17 protein-coding genes are annotated in these 18,569 nt (G+C 69.3%); 7 read left to right on the forward strand and 10 right to left on the reverse strand.

Annotated features, from left to right (window positions below):
* The first annotated feature begins 2 nt into the window (after positions 1-2).
* Complete coding sequence (locus AC1DJH_RS24550; RefSeq protein ID WP_478187472.1) at positions 3-911, forward strand: LysR family transcriptional regulator; 909 nt, start codon at positions 3-5, stop codon at positions 909-911.
* Between the two features lie 19 nt (positions 912-930).
* On the opposite strand, the gene AC1DJH_RS24555 is transcribed toward AC1DJH_RS24550, so the two are convergent.
* Together AC1DJH_RS24555 and AC1DJH_RS24560 are read right to left on the reverse strand one after the other, a co-directional pair.
* Positions 931-1,749 (reverse strand): IclR family transcriptional regulator, encoded by an 819-nt coding sequence (locus AC1DJH_RS24555; RefSeq protein ID WP_478187473.1) that lies wholly within the window; start codon positions 1,747-1,749, stop codon positions 931-933.
* A complete protein-coding gene (locus AC1DJH_RS24560; RefSeq protein WP_478187474.1) occupies positions 1,730-2,365 on the reverse strand; it encodes a flavin reductase family protein in 636 nt (211 codons plus the stop codon). The genes AC1DJH_RS24555 and AC1DJH_RS24560 overlap by 20 nt, the downstream gene beginning before the upstream one ends.
* Positions 2,366-2,632: 267 nt before the next feature.
* On the opposite strand from AC1DJH_RS24560, the gene AC1DJH_RS24565 reads away from it, so the two are divergent.
* The 6 genes from AC1DJH_RS24565 to AC1DJH_RS24590 are packed head-to-tail and all read left to right on the forward strand — an operon-like array spanning position 2,633 to position 7,433.
* The gene (locus tag AC1DJH_RS24565; RefSeq protein ID WP_435439726.1) at positions 2,633-3,544 is read left to right on the forward strand and encodes a Bug family tripartite tricarboxylate transporter substrate binding protein; all 912 of its coding nucleotides are present in this window, start codon (positions 2,633-2,635) and stop codon (positions 3,542-3,544) included.
* Positions 3,541-3,966, forward strand: a complete 426-nt coding sequence (locus AC1DJH_RS24570) for a RidA family protein (RefSeq protein WP_478187475.1) — start codon at positions 3,541-3,543, stop codon at positions 3,964-3,966. The genes AC1DJH_RS24565 and AC1DJH_RS24570 overlap by 4 nt, the downstream gene beginning before the upstream one ends.
* A gap of 53 nt (positions 3,967-4,019) precedes the next feature.
* Positions 4,020-4,910, forward strand: a complete 891-nt coding sequence (locus AC1DJH_RS24575; protein WP_478187476.1) for an amidohydrolase family protein — start codon at positions 4,020-4,022, stop codon at positions 4,908-4,910.
* Positions 4,907-5,788 (forward strand): fumarylacetoacetate hydrolase family protein, encoded by an 882-nt coding sequence (locus AC1DJH_RS24580; protein WP_478187477.1) that lies wholly within the window; start codon positions 4,907-4,909, stop codon positions 5,786-5,788. Before AC1DJH_RS24575 ends, AC1DJH_RS24580 begins: the two co-directional genes overlap by 4 nt.
* On the forward strand, positions 5,785-6,597 hold the full coding sequence (hpaH, locus tag AC1DJH_RS24585; protein WP_478187478.1) for a 2-oxo-hept-4-ene-1,7-dioate hydratase: 813 nt from the start codon (positions 5,785-5,787) through the stop codon (positions 6,595-6,597). Before AC1DJH_RS24580 ends, hpaH begins: the two co-directional genes overlap by 4 nt.
* A gap of 5 nt (positions 6,598-6,602) precedes the next feature.
* Positions 6,603-7,433, forward strand: a complete 831-nt coding sequence (locus tag AC1DJH_RS24590) for an aldolase/citrate lyase family protein (RefSeq protein ID WP_478187479.1) — start codon at positions 6,603-6,605, stop codon at positions 7,431-7,433.
* Here the strand turns inward: AC1DJH_RS24590 and AC1DJH_RS24595 are convergent, their stop codons facing one another.
* From AC1DJH_RS24595 to xdhB, 8 genes are all read right to left on the reverse strand, one after another.
* On the reverse strand, positions 7,434-8,351 hold the full coding sequence (locus AC1DJH_RS24595; RefSeq protein ID WP_472122860.1) for an AraC family transcriptional regulator: 918 nt from the start codon (positions 8,349-8,351) through the stop codon (positions 7,434-7,436). It lies immediately after the preceding gene.
* 211 nt (positions 8,352-8,562) lie between these two features.
* Entirely contained in the window at positions 8,563-9,735 is a 1,173-nt protein-coding gene (locus tag AC1DJH_RS24600; protein WP_472122863.1) for a BMP family ABC transporter substrate-binding protein, read from the reverse strand.
* A gap of 51 nt (positions 9,736-9,786) precedes the next feature.
* Positions 9,787-10,707 carry an ABC transporter permease gene (locus AC1DJH_RS24605; protein ID WP_435485500.1) on the reverse strand — a complete coding sequence of 307 codons (921 nt, stop codon included), beginning with the start codon at positions 10,705-10,707 and terminating at the stop codon, positions 9,787-9,789.
* Between the two features lies 1 nt (position 10,708).
* Positions 10,709-11,854: an ABC transporter permease gene (locus tag AC1DJH_RS24610; protein ID WP_435485499.1), complete on the reverse strand. Its 1,146-nt coding sequence runs from the start codon at positions 11,852-11,854 to the stop codon at positions 10,709-10,711.
* Positions 11,847-13,388 (reverse strand): ABC transporter ATP-binding protein, encoded by a 1,542-nt coding sequence (locus AC1DJH_RS24615; RefSeq protein ID WP_478187480.1) that lies wholly within the window; start codon positions 13,386-13,388, stop codon positions 11,847-11,849. Before AC1DJH_RS24615 ends, AC1DJH_RS24610 begins: the two co-directional genes overlap by 8 nt.
* A gap of 144 nt (positions 13,389-13,532) precedes the next feature.
* Positions 13,533-14,933 (reverse strand): NCS2 family permease, encoded by a 1,401-nt coding sequence (locus tag AC1DJH_RS24620; protein ID WP_478187481.1) that lies wholly within the window; start codon positions 14,931-14,933, stop codon positions 13,533-13,535.
* 79 nt (positions 14,934-15,012) lie between these two features.
* Positions 15,013-16,005 (reverse strand): LysR family transcriptional regulator, encoded by a 993-nt coding sequence (locus tag AC1DJH_RS24625; RefSeq protein ID WP_478187482.1) that lies wholly within the window; start codon positions 16,003-16,005, stop codon positions 15,013-15,015.
* 103 nt (positions 16,006-16,108) lie between these two features.
* Positions 16,109-18,568: a xanthine dehydrogenase molybdopterin binding subunit gene (gene xdhB / locus AC1DJH_RS24630; RefSeq protein WP_478187483.1), complete on the reverse strand. Its 2,460-nt coding sequence runs from the start codon at positions 18,566-18,568 to the stop codon at positions 16,109-16,111.
* Position 18,569: the final 1 nt, after the last annotated feature.

The following is an 18,569-nucleotide window of genomic DNA, read 5'->3' on the forward strand; positions in this document are numbered from 1 at the left end:
ACGTGCTCAAACTCAGCCTGGAAGCCATCGAGGTGGTCGACGCCATCGACCGCCACGGCTCGTTCGCGGCCGCCGCCGCGCGCCTGAACAAGGTGCCCTCCACCATCTCGTATGCGGTCGGCAAGCTCGAGGAGCAGCTGGGCATGCAGCTGTTCGAGCGCAACGGCCCGCGCGTGACGCTCACCGCCGCCGGCAGCGAAATGCTCAAGGAGGGGCGCTGGCTGCTGAGCGCCGCGAGCGACCTGGAATCGCGCATGCGGCAGATCGCCACCGGCTTCGAGTCGGAGCTGCGGCTGGTGCACGACTCGCTCATTCCCACGCAGGCGCTCATCGACGACGTGCGCGCCTTCGAAGACCTGCGCTGCGGCACGCGGCTGCGCATCGGCTGCGAGGCGCTCACCGGCAGCTGGGAGGCGCTGCGCGAGGGCCGCGCCGACGTGGTCATCGCCGCGGGCGAAGGGCCCGCCGGCGGCGGCTACCAGGCCGTGATGGTGGGCAGCCTCGACTTCGCCTTCTGCGTCGCGCCCACGCATGCGCTGGCCCGGGTGACGCACCCGCTGCAGCGCGGCGACCTGCTGGAGCACAACGCCATCGTGGTGAGCGACAGCGCCCGCACGCTGTCGGACCGCACCGTGGGCTTGCTCGCGGGCCAGCCGCGCATCGCGGTGCCCTCCATGCCCGCGAAGATCGCCTGCCAGGTGGCCGGCCTCGGGCACGGCTTCCTGCCGCGCGCCTGCATCGCGGGCGAGCTGGCGCGCGGCACGCTGGTTGAGCTGCAGACCGAGGAGCCCCGCGCGCCCGAGGCGTTCTGGCTGGGCTGGAAGACCGGCGTCATGGGGCAGGCGCTGAAGTGGTGGGTGAAGCAGTTGAACCGGCAACTGGTGCCGGCGTTGTTGCCGCGCTCGATGTGAATGCGGCGCGCAGGCGGCGTTACTCGCGCCGTGCCGACTTCCTGCGCGCGAGTTCCGCCGCCTGCGCGCCGATCAGCCGGGCCCTCTCGCGCATCTGCGCAACCACGCTCTCGACCCGCGCATCGGGCAGCCGCTCGGTGATGGTGGCGATCGCCAGTCCGGCGACGGTGCGGCCGTCGGCCAGGCAGACCGGCACCGCGACCGCACGCGAACCCGGCACCACGCCGACCGGCGCGTAGGCATAGCCCTGCGCGCGGGTGCGCACCGCGCGTGCCAGCAGGTCAGCCGGGTCCACATGCAGGGCCGCGAGCCGCCGCGCGTTGCGCCGCACCACGTCCGCCGCCTCTTCGGCGGGCAGCGACGCCAGCAGCACGAGGCCGCTCACGCCCACGCCCAGCGGGCGCCGCGCGCCGATCTCGATCGACAGCACCTTCACCGGAAAGCTGCCGGGCCGCCGGTCGATGCACACCGAGTCGGTGCCGTTGCGGATGGTGAGGAAGGCCGTGTCGCCCAGGCTCTCGCTCAGGTGGCGCAGGTGCGGCTCGGCGATGGCCTGGATGGGGAAGCGGCTCGCGCGCGCCAGGCCGAGCAGCGAGACCTCGCCGCCGACCAGGTAGCGGCGGGTGGACGCGTCCTGCTCCACCGCGCCTTCTTCCACCAGCACGCGCAGCAGGCGGTGCACCGTGGGCCGGTTCAGGCCGGTGTGGCTCACCACGTCGGTCAGGCGCACGCCGCGCTCCTGGCCGGTGGCCAGCACGCGCAGCACCGCGAGCGCGCGGCGCACGCTCTGCGCGCCGGCGGTGGCGGCGCAGGTGTCCTTATCCGCCGCTGCGGCCATCCATCACCGCCTTGGGCGTTTGCTGCATGCCGCGCAGCGTGACGATCTCGCCGAGCGTCGCGTAGTTCGGCCCGCCGATGCGGCACACGGGGTCGAGCGCGCGCGTGTCGACCTTGCCCTCGCGCATGAGGCCGTCGCGCAGGTGGAAGGCCGTGACTTCGCCGACGAAGAACTCCGCGCCCGTGTCGCCGAAGGAGATGACGCGCTCCAGCCTGCACTCCATGCTCACCGGCGCGTCCGCCAGGCGCGGCACCCGCACCGTGCTGCAGGGCAAGGTGCCCAGGCCGAGCAGCTCGGTCTCGCTCACGTCGGGGGCGTGCTCGGCGCTGCTTTCGTGGATGGCGACCATCTGCGAGGCGGTGCCGATGTTCACGACGAACTCGCCCAGTGCATGGATGTTGGCGCCCGTGTCCTTGCGAAGGCCCGCCTTGCGCCCGATGTTCACGCCCAGCAGCGGCGGCTTGTTCGATACGAAGGTGAAGCAGGAGAACGGGGCGAGATTGACCACGCCGGCTTCCGACACGGTGGTGATCCAGGCGATCGGGCGCGGCACGACGATGCCGCTCATCAGGCGGTAGGTGGCTTCGGGCGAAAGATCGCCGGCATCGAGAAACATGGGTGGGCCTCGTGGGTTGGCTGGGCCTCGATTGTCGGCAGCGCCGCAGCGGCACCGGGCGCCGACTTTTACAAAACGTCCACCATATGGAACAACCAGAGGATATTGCATTGCAGCATCCGGCGCCGGATTCTTAGAGTGGACGGGTCGCCGATCAAACCGCAGCCAACTTGCGGTGCCGGCGCCGAATTCAGGAGACATGACTTGAAGACACTCATCGCCACCGCCGCCGTGGCCGCATGCACGACCCTTGCCGCACTGCCCGCCATGGCGCAGGCCGATTGGCCCGACAAACCCGTGAAGCTGGTGCTGCCCTACCCCCCGGGCGGCAACGTGGACGGCGCCGCGCGCATCATCAGCGAACAGCTGCAGGCGGTGTTCAAGCAGCCTTTCATCGTGGACAACCGCCCCGGCGCCGGCGGCATGATCGCGGCGGAGTACGCGGCCAAGGCCGCGCCCGACGGCTACACCTTCTTCATGGGCGCGAACGGGCCCATTCTTTTCTCGCCGACCATCTTCAAGCGCAACGCCTACGACTGGAAGAAGGACTTCGCGCCGGTCAGCTCGGTGTCGTTCACGCCGCTGGTGCTGCAGGTGCATCCGTCCACGCCGTACAAGACGGTGGCCGACCTCGTGGCCGAAGGCAAGAAGCCCGGCAACACGCTGACCATGGCCTCGCCCGGCGCGGGTACGCAGAACCACCTGGTGAGCGAGTACCTGCAGCGCGAAAGCGGCGCGCACTGGACCACCGTGCACTACAAGGGCAACGCGCCGGCCACCACCGACCTGCTGGGCGGCCAGGTGCAGTTCAACTTCGACCAGATCTCGGTGGCCGGGCCCTTCATCCAGCAAGGCCGCACGCGCGCGCTCGCGGTCACCTCGCCCAAGCGGCTGCCGCAGCTGCCCGACGTGCCGACGCTGCAGGAGGCGGGCTTCAAGGACTTCAGCACCGAGACCTTCACCGGCATCCTCGCGCCGCGCGCCACGCCCAAGGAAATCGTCACGCGCCTGTCCGAGGCGCTGCAGAAGATCCTTGCCGACAAGGCCGTGCAGGCCCGCTTCCAGACGCTGGGCTCCGAGGCCCGCGGCAGCACGCCCGCGCAATTCACCCAGTTCCTGACCAAGGAAGACGCGCGGTGGATGCCCGTCATCAAGCAAGCCAACATTTCCGCCGAATGAGCACCCCGACCACACCACGCCTCGGGCGCGCCGCGCCCGCCGCGCGCACCAGCGTCTACATCGACGGCTTCGGCCACAAGAACCCCATTCCGGCGGCCTGCCGCATCGGCCCGCTGCTGGAGAGCGGGAGCATCCAGGGCAACGACCCGGCCACGGGCAAGCCGGCCGAGACCATCGAGGCGCAGTGCCGCTTCATGCTCGACAACGTGCGCCGCATCGTGGAAGCCGCGGGCGGCGGCACGCAGGACATCGTGAAGCTCACCGTCTGGATGAAGGACCGCAGCCAGCGCCCCGCGCTCAACGTGCCCTGGCTGGACATGTTCCCCGACGCCGCCTCGCGGCCCGCGCGCCACGCGATCGTCGCGCCCGAGCTCGACATGGGAAAGCTCGTCGAGTGCAGCTTCACCGCCTGGATCGCCTGACCGGCGCCCCGCACGCGCACACACGCACACGCACACACAACCACCCCGACACCATGCCCGACTACCTCCCCTTCGACCCCCATCCGCGCGCGCCCGCGCCGCTGCCGCCGCCGCTGTCGTGCGACAGCCAGTTCCACGTGTTCGGCCCGCGCGAGCAATACCCGGTGCGGCCCAATGCCGCCTATGAAATGCCCAGCGCCACCTGGCAGGTCGCGCAGAAGCTCCACGCCACGCTGGGCATCCAGCGCGGCGTGATCGTGCAGGCCACCACCTACGGCGCCGACCACACGGTGGTGCTCGACGCGCTGGAAGGCCTGAACGCGGGCGGCGGCCCGCGCCGCTACATGGCGTGCGCCAACGCCGCCGTGCTCACCGAGCGCGACGACGCCTACCTGCACAAGCTGCACGACGCCGGCGTGCGCGGCGCACGCTTCACCCGCGGCGGCCTGGGCATCAGCCTGAGCGCGGCAGAACAGGCGCGCGCCTTCGCGCGCGTCAAGGAGCTGGGCTGGTACGTGAAGGTGCAGCCCGAACCCCACGGCATCGCCGAGCAGCTCGCGGCCTTCGAGTCGCTCGACGTGCCGGTGCTGCTGGACCACATGGGCCGCGCCGACCCGTCGCGCGGCGACGCCGACACGAGCCTCGCGCGCATGCTAGCGCTGTTCGAACGCGGCAACTTCTGGGTGATGCTGTCGCTGTCCGAAAAGATCTCCAAGACCGGCGCGCCGTGGGACGACGTGGTGCCGCTGGCGCAGCGGCTGATCGCGGCCGCGCCCGAGCGCTGCGTGTGGGGCAGCGACTGGCCGCACCCCATCTCCGTGAAGCAGCCACCCAACGAGGGCGCGCTGCTCGAACTGCTCTACCGCTTCGCGCCCGACGCCGCCGTGCGCCAGAAGATTCTTGTCGACAACCCCGCCCGCTTCTTTGGATTCGAGACCGCATGAAACTCATCAGCTACCTGCACGGCGGGGCCTCGCACTGGGGCTGCGTCACCGACAACGGCATCGGCGTCGTCGACCTGGGGCGGCGCCTGCCCGCCTTCGCCTCGGTGTCCGCGCTGCTGGAAGGCGGCGAGGCCGCGCTGGCCCAGGCCCGTCAAGCGGCCGAGGGCGCCGCGCCAGACCATGCGCTGGCCGACGTTCGCTTCGAGCTGCCCATCGCGCGGCCGCGGCGCGTGTTCTGCATCGGCGTGAACTACGCGCACCGCAACGCCGAGTACAAGGACGGCAGCGACCTGCCCAAGTACCCGAGCATCTTCATGCGCGTGGCCGAATCGTTCGTCGGGCACGCAGAGCCGCTGCAGCAGCCGCTCGAATCGACGCAGCTCGACTACGAAGGCGAGATCGCCATCGTCATCGGCCGGCGCGCGCGCCGCGTGAAGGGCGACGAGGCGCTCGCCTGCATCGCCGGCCTCACCTGCATGAACGAAGGCACGATCCGCGACTGGGTGCATCACGCCAAGTTCAACGTGACGCAGGGCAAGAACTTCAATGCGTCCGGCGCCATCGGGCCGTGGATCGTCACGGCCGACGAATTTGCACAGGGCTACGGCAATCTGCGCGTGCGCACGCGCGTCAACGGCGAGCCGCGCCAGGACGACACCACCGCGCACCTGATGTTCGACTTTGCGTACCTCATCGGCTACCTGTCGACCTTCACCACGCTGGAGCCCGGCGACATCATCGCCACGGGCACGCCGACCGGCGCGGGCATCCGCTTCGAACCGCCGAAGTTCCTGCAGCCGGGCGACGTGGTCGAGGTCGAGGTGGACGGCGTGGGCGTGCTGCGCAACGTGGTGCGCGCTGAAGAGGCCACCGCATGAGTCTCGACACCAGCATCCTCTCGCAGGCCGCCGAGCGGCTGGAACAGGCGCAGCGCACGCGCGTGGCATGCCGCCAGTTCTCGCTGGACTACCCCGACATGACCATCGACGACGCCTACGCGATCCAGCATGCCTGGATGCAGCTCAAGCTGCGCAACGGCCGCACGGTGAAAGGTCACAAGATCGGCCTCACGTCCAAGGCGATGCAGCGCGCGGTGAACATCGCCGAGCCCGACTACGGCGCGCTGCTGGACGACATGTTCCACCGCGACGGCGCGGTGATTCCGACCGAGCGCTTCCTGCAGCTGAAGATCGAGGCCGAACTGGCCTTCGTGCTGGCCCGGCCGCTGTCGGGACCCGACTGCACCCTGTTCGATGTGCTCGACGCCACGGCCTACGTGACGCCCGCGCTCGAGATCCTCGATGCGCGCATCCAGCGCATCGACCCTGAAACCGGGCGCACGCGCAACGTGTTCGACACCATCTCCGACAACGCGGCCAACGCCGCGCTGGTGCTGGGCGGCCGGCCCTTCAAGCCGGCGCTGATCGACGCGGACATGCGGCGCATCGGCGCCATCGTGAGCCGCAACGGCGAGGTCGAAGAGACTGGCCTGGCCGCCGGCGTGCTCAACCACCCGGGCTACGGCGTGGCGTGGCTGGCCAACCGGCTGCACCGCTTCGGCGTGACGCTGCAGGCCGGGCAGGTCATTCTGGCGGGGTCGTTCATCCGGCCGATCGAGGTCGTCAAGGGCGACACGGTGGTGGCCGACTACGGCAGCTTCGGCACCGTGTCGTGCCATTTCGGGTGAACGCGATGCCGGTGCCACCCAACCATTTCAAGCGCGCGCTCGCGGCCGGCGTGCCGCAGATCGGCCTGTGGTCGACGCTGCCCGACCCGTATGTGTCCGAGATCGTCGCGGGCGCCGGTTTCGACTGGGTGCTGCTGGACACCGAGCACACGCCGACCGACGTGCCGCACATGCTGCACCAGCTGCAGGCGGTGGGCGCCGCGGTGCCGGCCGACACGGCGCGGCGCACGTCGGCCGTGGTGCGGCCCGACTGGAACGACACGGTGCTCATCAAGCGCTACCTGGACATCGGGGCGCAGAGCCTGTTGCTGCCCTTCGTACAGAGCGCGGCCGAGGCGCAGGCCGCGGTGCGCGCCACGCGCTACGCCCCGCAAGGCCTGCGCGGCATGGGTGGGTCGATGCGGGCATCGAACTTCGGGCGCATTCGCGACTACGTGAGCAGCGCGCAAGACGAACTCTGCGTGCTGCTGCAGGTGGAAACGCGCGAAGCGCTCGACCATCTCGACGAGATCCTGGCGGTGGACGGCGTGGACGGCGTGTTCATCGGCCCGGCCGACCTCTCGGCGAGCCTGGGGCATCCGGGCGACCCGGGGCACCCCGAGGTCCGCAGCGCCATCGACGACGCCATCCGCCGCATCCGCGCCAGGGGCAAGGCGCCCGGCATCCTGATGCTGGACGAAGCGCGGGCGCGCGAATGCCTGGACCTGGGCGCGCTCTTCGTGGCGGTGGCGATGGACCTGCAGATACTGGCGCGCGGCGCCGAAGCGGCGGCGGCGCGGTTCCAGGACCGGAACCGGTCCGCGCAGGCCGGCCAGGCCGGCCAGGTCGCCTACTGATCAGCCCGTGTTCAGCCGCCGCCAGCGCGCCGGCGACGTGCCCACGTGCGCCGAGAACACACGCGTCAGGTGGCTCTGGTCCGAAAAGCCGCAGGCCGCGGCGATCTCCGCGATCGGCAGGTCGGCCTGGCCCAGCAGGCGGCGCGCCGCCGCGACGCGCTGCGCCACCAGCCAGGCGTGCGGCGTCTGGCCGGTGCTCTGCTTGAAGGCCTTGCTGAAATGGCTGCGCGACAGCGCGCACTCGCGCGCCACCTCGGCCAGCGACACGTCGCCGGCCAGGTGCGCCAGCAGGAACGCCTTGGCGCGGCGCTCCTGCCACGGCGCGAGGCCGCGCGGCTCTGCAGTCACCGCGCCCGCTGCGCCGCCGTAGGCATGCAGCACGTGGGCCTTCAGCGCCAGCGTGAGGTGGTCGACGAACAAGGTGCTCGCCGCCTCGGGCTGCATCAGCGCCGGCAGCATGGCGCGGCCGAGGCTGGCCACCACCGTGTCGACGGTGCCGGCCTCGCAGCGCAGCGCGCCGACGCGCGGCACGTCCATCTCTTGCGCGAAGGCGTCGATGGTGGCGCGCGGCATGTGGAACAGCATGGAACTGAAGGGGCTGCACACATAGGCCGAGGCGCACTCCGACAGGTCGGTGATGTGGAAGGCCCCCTCCTGCTGCAGGCCGAGCTGCTGCGTGGTGCCGCCCTTGCAGATGCGCCGGCTGCCGCCCGAGGCGATTTCTACGCGCAGCAGAAAGGCGTCTTCGCTCGGCAACGGGGGCAGCACGAACAGATGCGGCTGGTCGTAGTGCATGCGCGCAATGCCGAGCTCCGAGCCCCAGCGCGAGGTGGTGACCAGCGAGGGCACCGCATCGACCCCGTACTGCCTGGCCAGGCGTTGGCCGAAGCGGGTGTCGTGGCAGGTGGTGGGCGGCATGCGGCAGATGTTATGCCCGCACGCCTGCCCTGTGATGACACCGGGGCATCGGCGCCCGTTCGCCCATGAAAAAGGCCGCCTTGCGGCGGCCTCGATGGCGTTACGGTTTTTTCGTGAAACACCGAGGAACCGGCTTCGCCGGGCCTCAGGTGTTGCCCCCGGTAGGGGGAAGGAGAAGCGACACGAAGTGCGCGAAGCCTGGGGGCGAGCCTTACTTCTTGTCGCCGCCTGGTACCTTGCCTTCGACGCCCTTGACGTAGAAGTTGACGCCCGACAGGAACTTGTCGTCGGCCACGGCGTCCTTGGCGACCACTTCCTTGCCGTCCTGGCCCAGGATCGGGCCCTTCCAGATCACGAAGCTGCCGTCCTTCAGGCCCTTCTTCACTTCCTCGACCTTGGCCTTGGTTTCGGCCGGCACGTCCTCGGCGATCGACACGAGGTCGATGGCGCCTTCCTTCACGCCCCACCACGCCTGGCCGGTGGTCCACTTGCCGTCCAGGGCTTCCTGGGTGGCCTTGATGTAGTACGGGGCCCAGTTGATGGTGGCCGAGGCCAGGTGGGCCTTGGGACCGTAGGCGGTCATGTCCGAATCCCAGCCGAAGGCGCGCTTGCCTTTTTCCTGCGCGGTCTTGAGCACGGCCGGCGAGTCGGTGTTCTGGAACAGCACGTCGGCGCCGCCGTTGATGAGGGCGGTGGCGGCTTCGGTTTCCTTGGGCGGGCTGAACCACTCGTTCACCCACACGACCTTGGTCGTGATCTTCGGGTTGACCGACTGCGCGCCCAGCGTGAAGCTGTTGATGTTGCGCAGCACTTCGGGAATCGGCACCGAGCCGACCACGCCCAGCGTGTTGCTCTTGGTCATGGCACCGGCGATGACGCCGGCCATGTACGCGCCTTCGTACGTGCGGCTGTCGTAGGTGCGCATGTTGTCCGAGGTCTTGTAGCCGGTGGCGTGCTCGAATTTCACGTCCTTGCTGTCGGCCGCAACCTTGAGCATGGGCTCCATGTAGCCGAAGGTGGTGCCGAAGATGAGCTTGTTGCCTTGGCCGACCATGTCGCGGAACACGCGCTCGGCGTCGGCGCCTTCGGGCACGCTTTCGACGAAGGTGGTCTTGATCTTGTCGCCGAATTCCTTCTCGAGCGCCTTGCGGGCGTTGTCGTGCGCGAAGGTCCAGCCGCCGTCGCCGACCGGGCCGATGTAGGCGAACGCGATGTTCAGCGGCGCCGCCGGTGCCGGCGCGGCCGCGGCGGGTGCCGGTGCAGGCGCGGGGGCCGCTGCCGGTGCTGCCGCTTCTTCTTTCTTGCCGCAGCCGATCAGGGCGGCCGAAGCAACCGCCGTGAGGGCAGCCAGCTTGAGCAGGGAGCGCTTGTTCAGATCATTCATTGTCGGAAATCCTCAGAAAAGGACGGGTTGGCGGGAAAACGAAAAACGCGATTATGAGCCGGGGTAGAACGGTTTCCCGATGGAAGCCGGCATGTTGACGCGAATGAAAGTCGGGTTGCGCGAGATCAGCGCCAGCACCACGATGGGCGCGATGTACTGCAGCATGCTGAGAAACTGCGCCGGCACGTCGACACCGCTGCTCTGCAGGTGAAAGCCCAGCATCGACACGCCGCCGAACAGGTAGGCGCCCAGCAGCACGCGCATCGGGCGCCAGGTGGCGAAGGTGGTGAGCGCCAGCGCGATCCAGCCGCGCCCGGCCACCATGCCTTCGACCCACAGCGGCGTGTACACAGTCGACAGGTAGGCGCCCGCCAGCCCGCACAGCGCGCCGCCCGCGATCACCGCCATGAAACGGATGCGCCGCACGGGGTAGCCCAGCGCGTGCGCCGACTCGGGCGATTCACCGACCGAGCGCAGCACGAGGCCGGCGCGCGTGCGGTACAGGAACCAAATGAGCGCGAAGGTCAGCACCACCGCGAAGTACACCATCGGGTGGTGGCGGAACAGCGCGGGGCCGAGGAGCGGAATGTCGCCCAGCACGGGAATGGCGTACGACACGCTTTCCGGGAGCTTGGCCTGCACGAAGTTGATGCCGGCAAAGGCAGAGAAACCCACGCCGAACAGGCTCAGCGCGAGCCCGGTGGCGTACTGGTTGGTGTTGAGCCAGATCACCAGCACGCCGAAGAAGGCCGCCAGCAAGGCGCCCGCGGCCATGCCGGCCAGGAAGCCGAGCCAGGGGTTGTGCGTGGTGACCACCGTGGCGAAACCGGCGATGGCGGCGCACAGCATCAGGCCCTCGGCGCCGAGGTTGACGATGCCGGCCTTTTCGTTGATGAGCAGGCCCAGCGCCGCGATGGCGAGCACGGTGCCTGCGCTCAGCGTGGAACCCAGCAGAAGTGCGTAGCTGTCCATGTCAATGGCTCCCTTCGGTGGCGCCTGCGATCGGCGCCGTCAGCGGTGTGCTGGCCTGCAGCGAGCTTGTCGTCAGCGTGGCGGCCTTGGCCGAGGCCTTGCGCCGGATGCGGTAGGCAATGAAGGTGTCGCAGGCCAGCAGCGTGAACAGCAGCAGGCCCTGGAACACGCCGGTGAGCGACTTGGGCAGGCCCAGGCGCGACTGCGCGAGTTCGCCGCCGATGTAGAACATGCTCATCAGGATGGCCGAGAAGATCATGCCCACCGGGTGCAGCCGCCCCACGAACGCCACGATGATGGCCGCGAAGCCGTAGCCCGCGGGCACGTACGGCGTGAGCTGGCCCAGCGGGCCAGCCACTTCGAGCGCACCGGCCAGGCCGGCCGCGCCGCCCGAGGTCAGCAGTGCGATCCAGACCGCGCGCCGCGCCGAGAAACCCGCATAGCGCGAGGCCGCCGGCGCAAGGCCGCCGACCTGCTGCGCGAAGCCCGCCCGCGTCCGGAACAGGAACACCCACAGCGCGCCCGCGCCGACGAGCGCGATCACCAGCCCGATGGTCACGCGCGAGCCCTTGAAGAGCCGCGGAATCTGCGTGACCGCCTCGAAGGTCTTGGACTGCGGAAAGTTGTAGCCGTTCGGGTCTTTCCACGGCCCGAAGACCATGTAGCCCAGCAGCAGCGTGGCCACGTAGACCAGCATCAGGCTCACCAGGATTTCGTTGGCGTTGCACTTGTCGCGCAGGAACGCCACGATGCCCGCCCACACCATGCCGCCCAGCGTACCGGCCAGCAGGATGACCACCACGATCCACTGCCCCGTGGTCTTGTCGGCCAGCAGCGCCACGCCGCCCGCCGCGATGGCGCCGAACACGAACTGCCCTTCGGCGCCGATGTTCCACACGTTCGAACGGAAGCACACGGCCAGCCCCAGCGCGATGATGAGCAGCGGCGTGGCCTTGACCATCAGCTCGCCGATGGCATAGCCGTTCTTGATGGGCTCGTAGAAGAACACCAGCAGGCCCTTCACCGGGTCCTTGCCGAGCGCCGCGAACAGCGCCACGCCGATGAGCACGGTGATCAGCAGCGCCAATATCGGCGAGGCATAGCTCCAGAAGCGCGAGAGCTCCGGGCGGGGTTCGAGCTTAAACATGGGCAGCTTCCTTGGCGGCGGTGGCCGCGGCGGCCGTGGTGTCCCACAGGCCGCTCATCCATTCGCCGATCTGCGGCAACGTGGCCGCGGCGCGGTCGATGGACGGCGACAGCCGGCCCTTGGCGATCACGTGCAGGCGGTCGCAGATGTTGAACAGCTCGTCGAGCTCTTCGCTGATGACCAGCACGGCGCAGCCGGCGTCGCGCAACGCCAGGATCTCGGCATGGATGAGCGCCGCGGCGCCCACGTCCACGCCCCAGGTCGGCTGCGAGACGATGAAGAGCCTGGGGTTGGCGTCGATCTCGCGGCCCACGATGAATTTCTGCAGGTTGCCGCCCGAGAGCGAACGCGCCGCGGCGCGGGGCCCGCCCGCCTTCACCTTGAAGCGCTCGATGATGCCCCGGGCCTGGCGCTCCAGCGCGCCGGTGCGGATCCACCCGCCCCGGCCCACCGCGTCGCTGCGCGTGAGCAGCAGGTTGTGCGCGAGCCCCAGCGTGGGCACTGCCCCCCGGCCCAGCCGCTCCTCGGGCACGAAGTGCAGGCCCAGCGCGCGCCGCGAGCGCGGGCGCAGCCGGCCGGCCGGCTTGTCGAACACCTGGACCATCGACGCCTCGGCGCGCACGTCCTCGCCCGACAGCGTGTAGAGCAGCTCCCGCTGGCCGTTGCCCGAGACGCCGGCGATGCCGACGATTTCGCCCGCGCGCACGTCGAACGAAATGCCGTCGAGGTCCACGCCGAACTGGTCTTCGCGCGCCAGCGTGAGTGCCTTCACGCGCAGGGCCACCGCACCCGCGTGCACCGGCCGGTGCTGCAGCGGCGGCGGCTCGCTGCCGATCATCAGGCGCGACAGCGACTGGGTGCTCTCGTTCTGCGGGTTGCACACGCCCGTGACCTTGCCGCCGCGCAGCACGGTGCAAGCGCTGCACAGCTCCTGGATCTCGTGCAGCTTGTGGCTGATGTAGAGGATGCTGCAGCCCTCGGACGACAGCTTTTTCAGCACGTTGAACAGCTTGACGACGGCCTGCGGCGTCAGCACCGAGGTCGGTTCGTCCAGGATCAGCAGCTTGGGGTTGGTGAGCAGCGCGCGGATGATCTCCACGCGCTGCATCTCGCCCACCGACAGCGTGTGCACCGGGCGCGCCGGGTCGATGTCCAGGCCGTACTCGCTGGCCTTGGCGGTGATGCTGCGCGCCACCTCGGCCAGCTGCAGAGACTTGTCCAGGCCCAGCCACACGTTCTCGGCCACGGTGAGCGTGTCGAACAGGCTGAAGTGCTGGAACACCATGCTGATGCCCAGCGCCCTCGCCTGCTGCGGGTTGCGCTGGTTGACGGCCTGCCCGTCGAAGGTGACGGTGCCTTTGTCGGGCTTGACCGACCCGTAGATGATCTTCATCAGGGTCGACTTGCCGGCCCCGTTCTCGCCGAGCACGGCGTGGATTTCGCCGGGCTGCACGGCCAGGGAGATGTCGCTGTTGGCCACCACCGCGGGATACCGCTTGGTGATGTGCGCGAGCTGGAGTCTGGGGGTTGTCATGCCGGTTCTTCGTGGGTTGTCTCGTTCAACATCGACAAGGCGGTGTACAGCTATAAGTTTAATAGCGTGACCGTCGCCCGCTCACCCCGGCTTTCCCGGTTTTCCCCGGCCGTGGCCCCAGGGGCGGCCACGGTGACGAGCGCCTCAGTGGGCGCCGACGTAGGCGAACTTGAACAGGAACACCGCCGCGATGATCCACACCGACACATGCACTTCCCGTGCCCGTCCGGTGAACAGCTTGAGCACCGCGTACGAGATGAAGCCGAAGGCCAGCCCCGTGGCGATCGAGTAGGTGAACGGCATGGCCAGCGCGGTGAGCGCGGCCGGGATCACCTCGGTGGTGTCGTCCCAGTCGAGCTCGACCAGGTCGCGCAGCATCAGGCAGCCCACGAAGAACAGCGCCGGTGCCGTGGCATAGGCCGGCACCGAGCCCGCCAGCGGCGAGATCATCAGGCAGGCCAGGAACAGCAGCGCCACCACCACCGCCGTGAGGCCGGTGCGCCCGCCCGCCTGCACGCCGGCCGCGCTCTCCACATAGGCCGTGGTGCTCGAGGTGCCGAGCAGCGAGCCCGCGAAGATCGCGCCGCTGTCGGCCAGCAGCGCCTTGTTCATGCGCTCCATCTTGCCGGGCACCAGCAGGCCCGCGCGCTTGGCCACGCCCATCAGCGTGCCGGTGGCGTCGAACATCTCGACCAGGAAGAACACCAGCACCACGTTCAGGATGCCGCCCTTGAGCGCGCCCATCACGTCCAGCTGCATGAAGGTGGGCGCCACCGACGGCGGCGCCGCGAAGACGCCATGGAACTTGTTGTCGGCCACGAAGAACGACAGCACCGTCACCGCCAGGATGCCGATGAGGATGGCGCCGCGCACCTTGAGCCGGTCGAGGACGACGATGACGAAGAAACCCAGCGTGGCCAGGATGACAGGCGGCGTGTGCAGATCGCCCAGCGTGACGAAGGTGGCCGGCGAGGCCGCCACCACGCCCGCGCTCTTGAGCGCCACCAGCGCCAGGAACATGCCGATGCCCACGGTGATCGCCGTTCGCAGCGAATGCGGTATGCCGTCGATGATCAGCTTGCGCAGCCCCGTGACCGTGACCACCAGGAACAGGCAGCCCGAGATGAACACCGCGCCCAGCGCCACCTGCCACGTGTAGCCCATGCCCAGCACCACCACGTAGGAGAAGTAGGCATTCAGCCCCATGCCCGGCGCCATGGCGATCGGGTAGTTGGCGTACAGCCCCATGATCAGCGTGCCCAGCGCCGCGATGATGCAGGTGGCCACGAACACCGCGCCCTTGGGCATGCCCGCGTCGCCGAGGATGCTCGGGTTCACGAAGATGATGTAGGCCATCGTGAGGAAGGTGGTCAGGCCCGCCACCAGCTCGATGCGCACGGTGGTGTTGTGCTCGCTGAGCTTGAACACGCGCTCCAGCAGGCCCGAGCTGCTTGCGCCGCCCACAGCCGCACGCGGACGTGCGGACTCGACATGCCCCGGGATGCGGGGCTCGGCGCCTTTGGGCGCCTGTTCCAACGTACTCATTTCGCTTGTCTCCAGCTGTTGTAGTGGCGGTTGCTTCATCGTTGCCCCCGCTCACGACGCCGGCGCAAGCGGGGATCTCTCAGGGATCGGAAGTCTCAGGATCGGCAGGCGGGCGGCCGGGTGCCACGGGCAGCGGCGACACCGGCGGACGCAGCGACGCCGCCACGTCCTTGATGCATTCGCGCAGCCAGCGCGCGGAGCTCGACGAATGGGTGCGTTCGTGCCAGAGCTGGTAGTACATGAGGCGCGGCAGCGCCACCGGGCAGTCGAGGATCTTCAGCGGCAGCCGCGCGGCGAAGCGCTCGCAGTACTGGCGCCCGGTGGTCAGCACCAGCAGGCTGGAGGCCACCATGTCCGGAATGAGGCCGAAGTGTGCGCAGCGCGCCGTGATGTTGCGCTGCCGCCCCAGCTCGTCGAGCATCTGGTCGATGATGCCGCGCCCGCCCGGGTGCATGGGCGTGGGCGCGATGTGCTCGGCCGCCAGCCAGGTCTCCAGGTCCCAGCCGCGGCGCACCGCCGGATGGTCCTTGTTGACCAGCGACACCACCTCGTCGCCGAACAGGCGCGCCATGTGCAGGTCTTCCGGCGGCTTGAGCCAGTTGCCGATCACCAGGTCGACCTGGCCGAGCGCCAGGTGCCCGTGGTAGTCGGAGTCGGGCGAGAGCGCGTGGATCTCGATCTGGCACAGCGGCGCGTCGCGCTTGACCTGCGCCACCAGCATGGGCAGGAACAGCGGGTCCATGTAGTCGCTGGCGGCAATGCGGAAGGTGGTGGCCGCCGACTGCGGATCGAAGCCACGCGCATCCGAGAACAGCATCTCGGCCGCGCGAAGAATGCTCGCGGCGGGCTCGACCATGCGCAGCCCCGCGTCGGTGGGCACCATGCCCGAGCCCGAGCGCACCAGCAGCGGGTCGCCCGACAGCTCGCGCAGGCGCTTGAGCGCGGCCGAGACGGCCGGCTGGTACATCCCCAGGCGAATGGCGGCGCGCGAGACGCTGCGGTCGGTCAGCACGGTGTGCAACACGCGGATCAGATGCAGGTCGATCTTGTCGAAAAGCGCTTGGTCTCTCATGGCTGTTCACACCTTTCTTGTCTGTGCGAACAGTTATACAGCGCGACATTGGGCAAGACCGGGTGTGAAAAGGAAGCTCGGACCGTGCGAGCACGGCCCGCTGTCATTCGGCCGTTGCGCCCTGCACCGCCGTGATGGCGCGCAGGATCGATTCGCTCGTGGCCGGCGCCTTCAGCGGCGGATCGACCTTGTGGTCGCCGGCCGCGGACACCGCGTCGCGGATCGCGAAGAACACCGAGAACGGCAGCAACAGCGGCGGCTCGCCCACGGCCTTGCTGCGGTGGATGGAGTCCTCGAAGTTCTGGCCCTCGAACAGGCGCACGTTGAACACCGGCGGGCAGTCGTTGGCCGTCGGAATCTTGTAGGTGCTGGGCGCGTGCGTGGTGAGCTTGCCGCTTTGTGGGTGCCACACCAGCTCTTCGGTGGTGAGCCAGCCCATGCCCTGGATGAAGGCGCCTTCCACCTGGCCGATGTCCACGGCAGGGTTCAGCGACTTGCCCGCGTCGTGCAGGATGTCGGCGCGCAGCAGCTTCCATTCGCCGGTGAGCGTGTCCACGATCACCTCGCTCACCGCCGCGCCGTAGGCGTAGTAGTAGAACGGCCGGCCCTGCATCTTGTCCTTGTCCCAGCTCAGGCCCGGCGTGGCGTAGAAGCCGTCGGACCACAGCTGCTTGCGGTCCAGGTAGGCCTCGCCCACCACGGTGCTGAAGGCCAGCGTGCGGCCGTTGACCTCGACCTTGTCGTTCGCGAAGCGCACCTCGCTCGCCTTGCCGCCGTGGCGCTCGGCCGCGCAGTCGGCCAGGCGCTCGCGGATCTGGCGGGCGGCGTCCTGCGCGGCCTTGCCGTTCAGGTCGGCGCCGGTCGAGGCCGCCGTGGCCGAGGTGTTGGCCACCTTGGTGGTGTCGGTGGCGGTGACGCGCACGCGCTCGAAGCTCACGCCCAGCTCGTGCGCCACCACCTGCGCCACCTTGGTGTTCAGGCCCTGGCCCATCTCGGTGCCACCGTGGTTCACCAGGATGGAGCCGTCGGTGTACACGTGCACCAGCGCGCCGGCCTGGTTGAAGTGCTTCACGTTGAACGAAATGCCGAACTTCAGCGGCGCCAGCGCCAGGCCGCGCTTGAGCACGGCGCTCTTGCTGTTGAAGGCCGCGATGTCCTCGCGCCGCGCGCGGTAGTCGCTGGTGGCCTCCAGCTCGGCCACGAGCTCGTGGACGATGTTGTCGGTCACGGTCTGGCGGTAGGGCGTGACGTTGTTCTCGGTCTTGCCGTAGAAGTTGACGCGCCGCACGTCGAGCGGGTCGCGTTTCAATTCGCGCGCCACCGAGTCGAGGATGTTCTCGATGGCGATGGCGCCCTGCGGGCCGCCGAAGCCGCGAAACGCGGTGTTGCTCTGCGTGTTGGTCTTGCCCGAGAAGCCGTGCATGGCCACGTTGGGCAACCAGTAGGCGTTGTCGAAGTGGCACAGCGCGCGCGTCATCACCGGGCCCGACAGGTCGGCCGAGTGGCCGGCGCGCGAGACCATGGTGATCTCCGCACCGAGGATGCGGCCCTCGTCGTCGTAGCCCACGTCGTATTCGTACCAGAAGCAGTGGCGCCGGCCGGTGACCATGAAGTCGTCGTCGCGGTCCAGCCGCAGCTTCACGGGGCGCTGCAGCTGGCGGGCCGCGATGGCGGCCACGCACGCGAAGATGGCCGACTGCGACTCCTTGCCGCCGAAGCCGCCGCCCATGCGCCGGCATTCCACATGCACCTCGTTCGACTGCAGGTGCAGCGCATGCGCCACCAGGTGCTGCATTTCGCTCGGGTGCTGCGTGGAGCAGTGGATGTGCAGCGCGCCGCCTTCCTTGGGAATGGCGTAGCTGATCTGGCCTTCCAGGTAGAACTGCTCCTGCCCGCCCACGTCCAGCGTGGCGGTGTGGCGATGCGGCGCCTGGGCGATGGCGGCGCGCACGGCCGCCTCGTCACCCTCGTTGGCGCCGCCGCCGCTGCGCACGATGTGCATCGGCGGCACCACGTACTGGCCGCGCGCATGGGCGTCCTGGGGTGTGATGACGGGCGGCTGCGCCTCGATGGTCAGCGCGTCCTTCGCCCGCGCGGCAGCGCGTCGGGCCGCGTCGCGCGTCTCGGCGATCACGGCGAACACCGGCTGGCCGAGGTAGCGGATCTGGCCGCCGTCGTTCACGGGCAGCAGGATCGGGTCGTCGTGAATGATCGATCCGCAGTCGTTGGTGCCCGGAATGTCGTCGGCCGTGAGCACCGCGACCACGCCCGGCATGGCGCGGAGGGCGTCCAGCGACAGGGCCGTGACGCGGCCGGCGGCGACCGGCGACAGCCCCAGCGCGCAGTGCAGCGTGCCGGCCAGCTCGGGAATGTCGTCGATGTAGGTGGCCTCGCCGGCCACGTGCAGGTGCGCAGATTCGTGCGGGCGGCTGATGCCCACGCGCATGCCGCGATCGTGCGCCAGCGCCTCGGCGCCCACGTCGATGCGCGCGGCCGTGTTGGTCAGGTAGTCGGCAAAGGCCTCGGCGGGCTGCAGCAGGCGGGCGTCGATGGGTTTGTTCATG

This window comes from Variovorax sp. 10N412 (assembly GCF_056394985.1).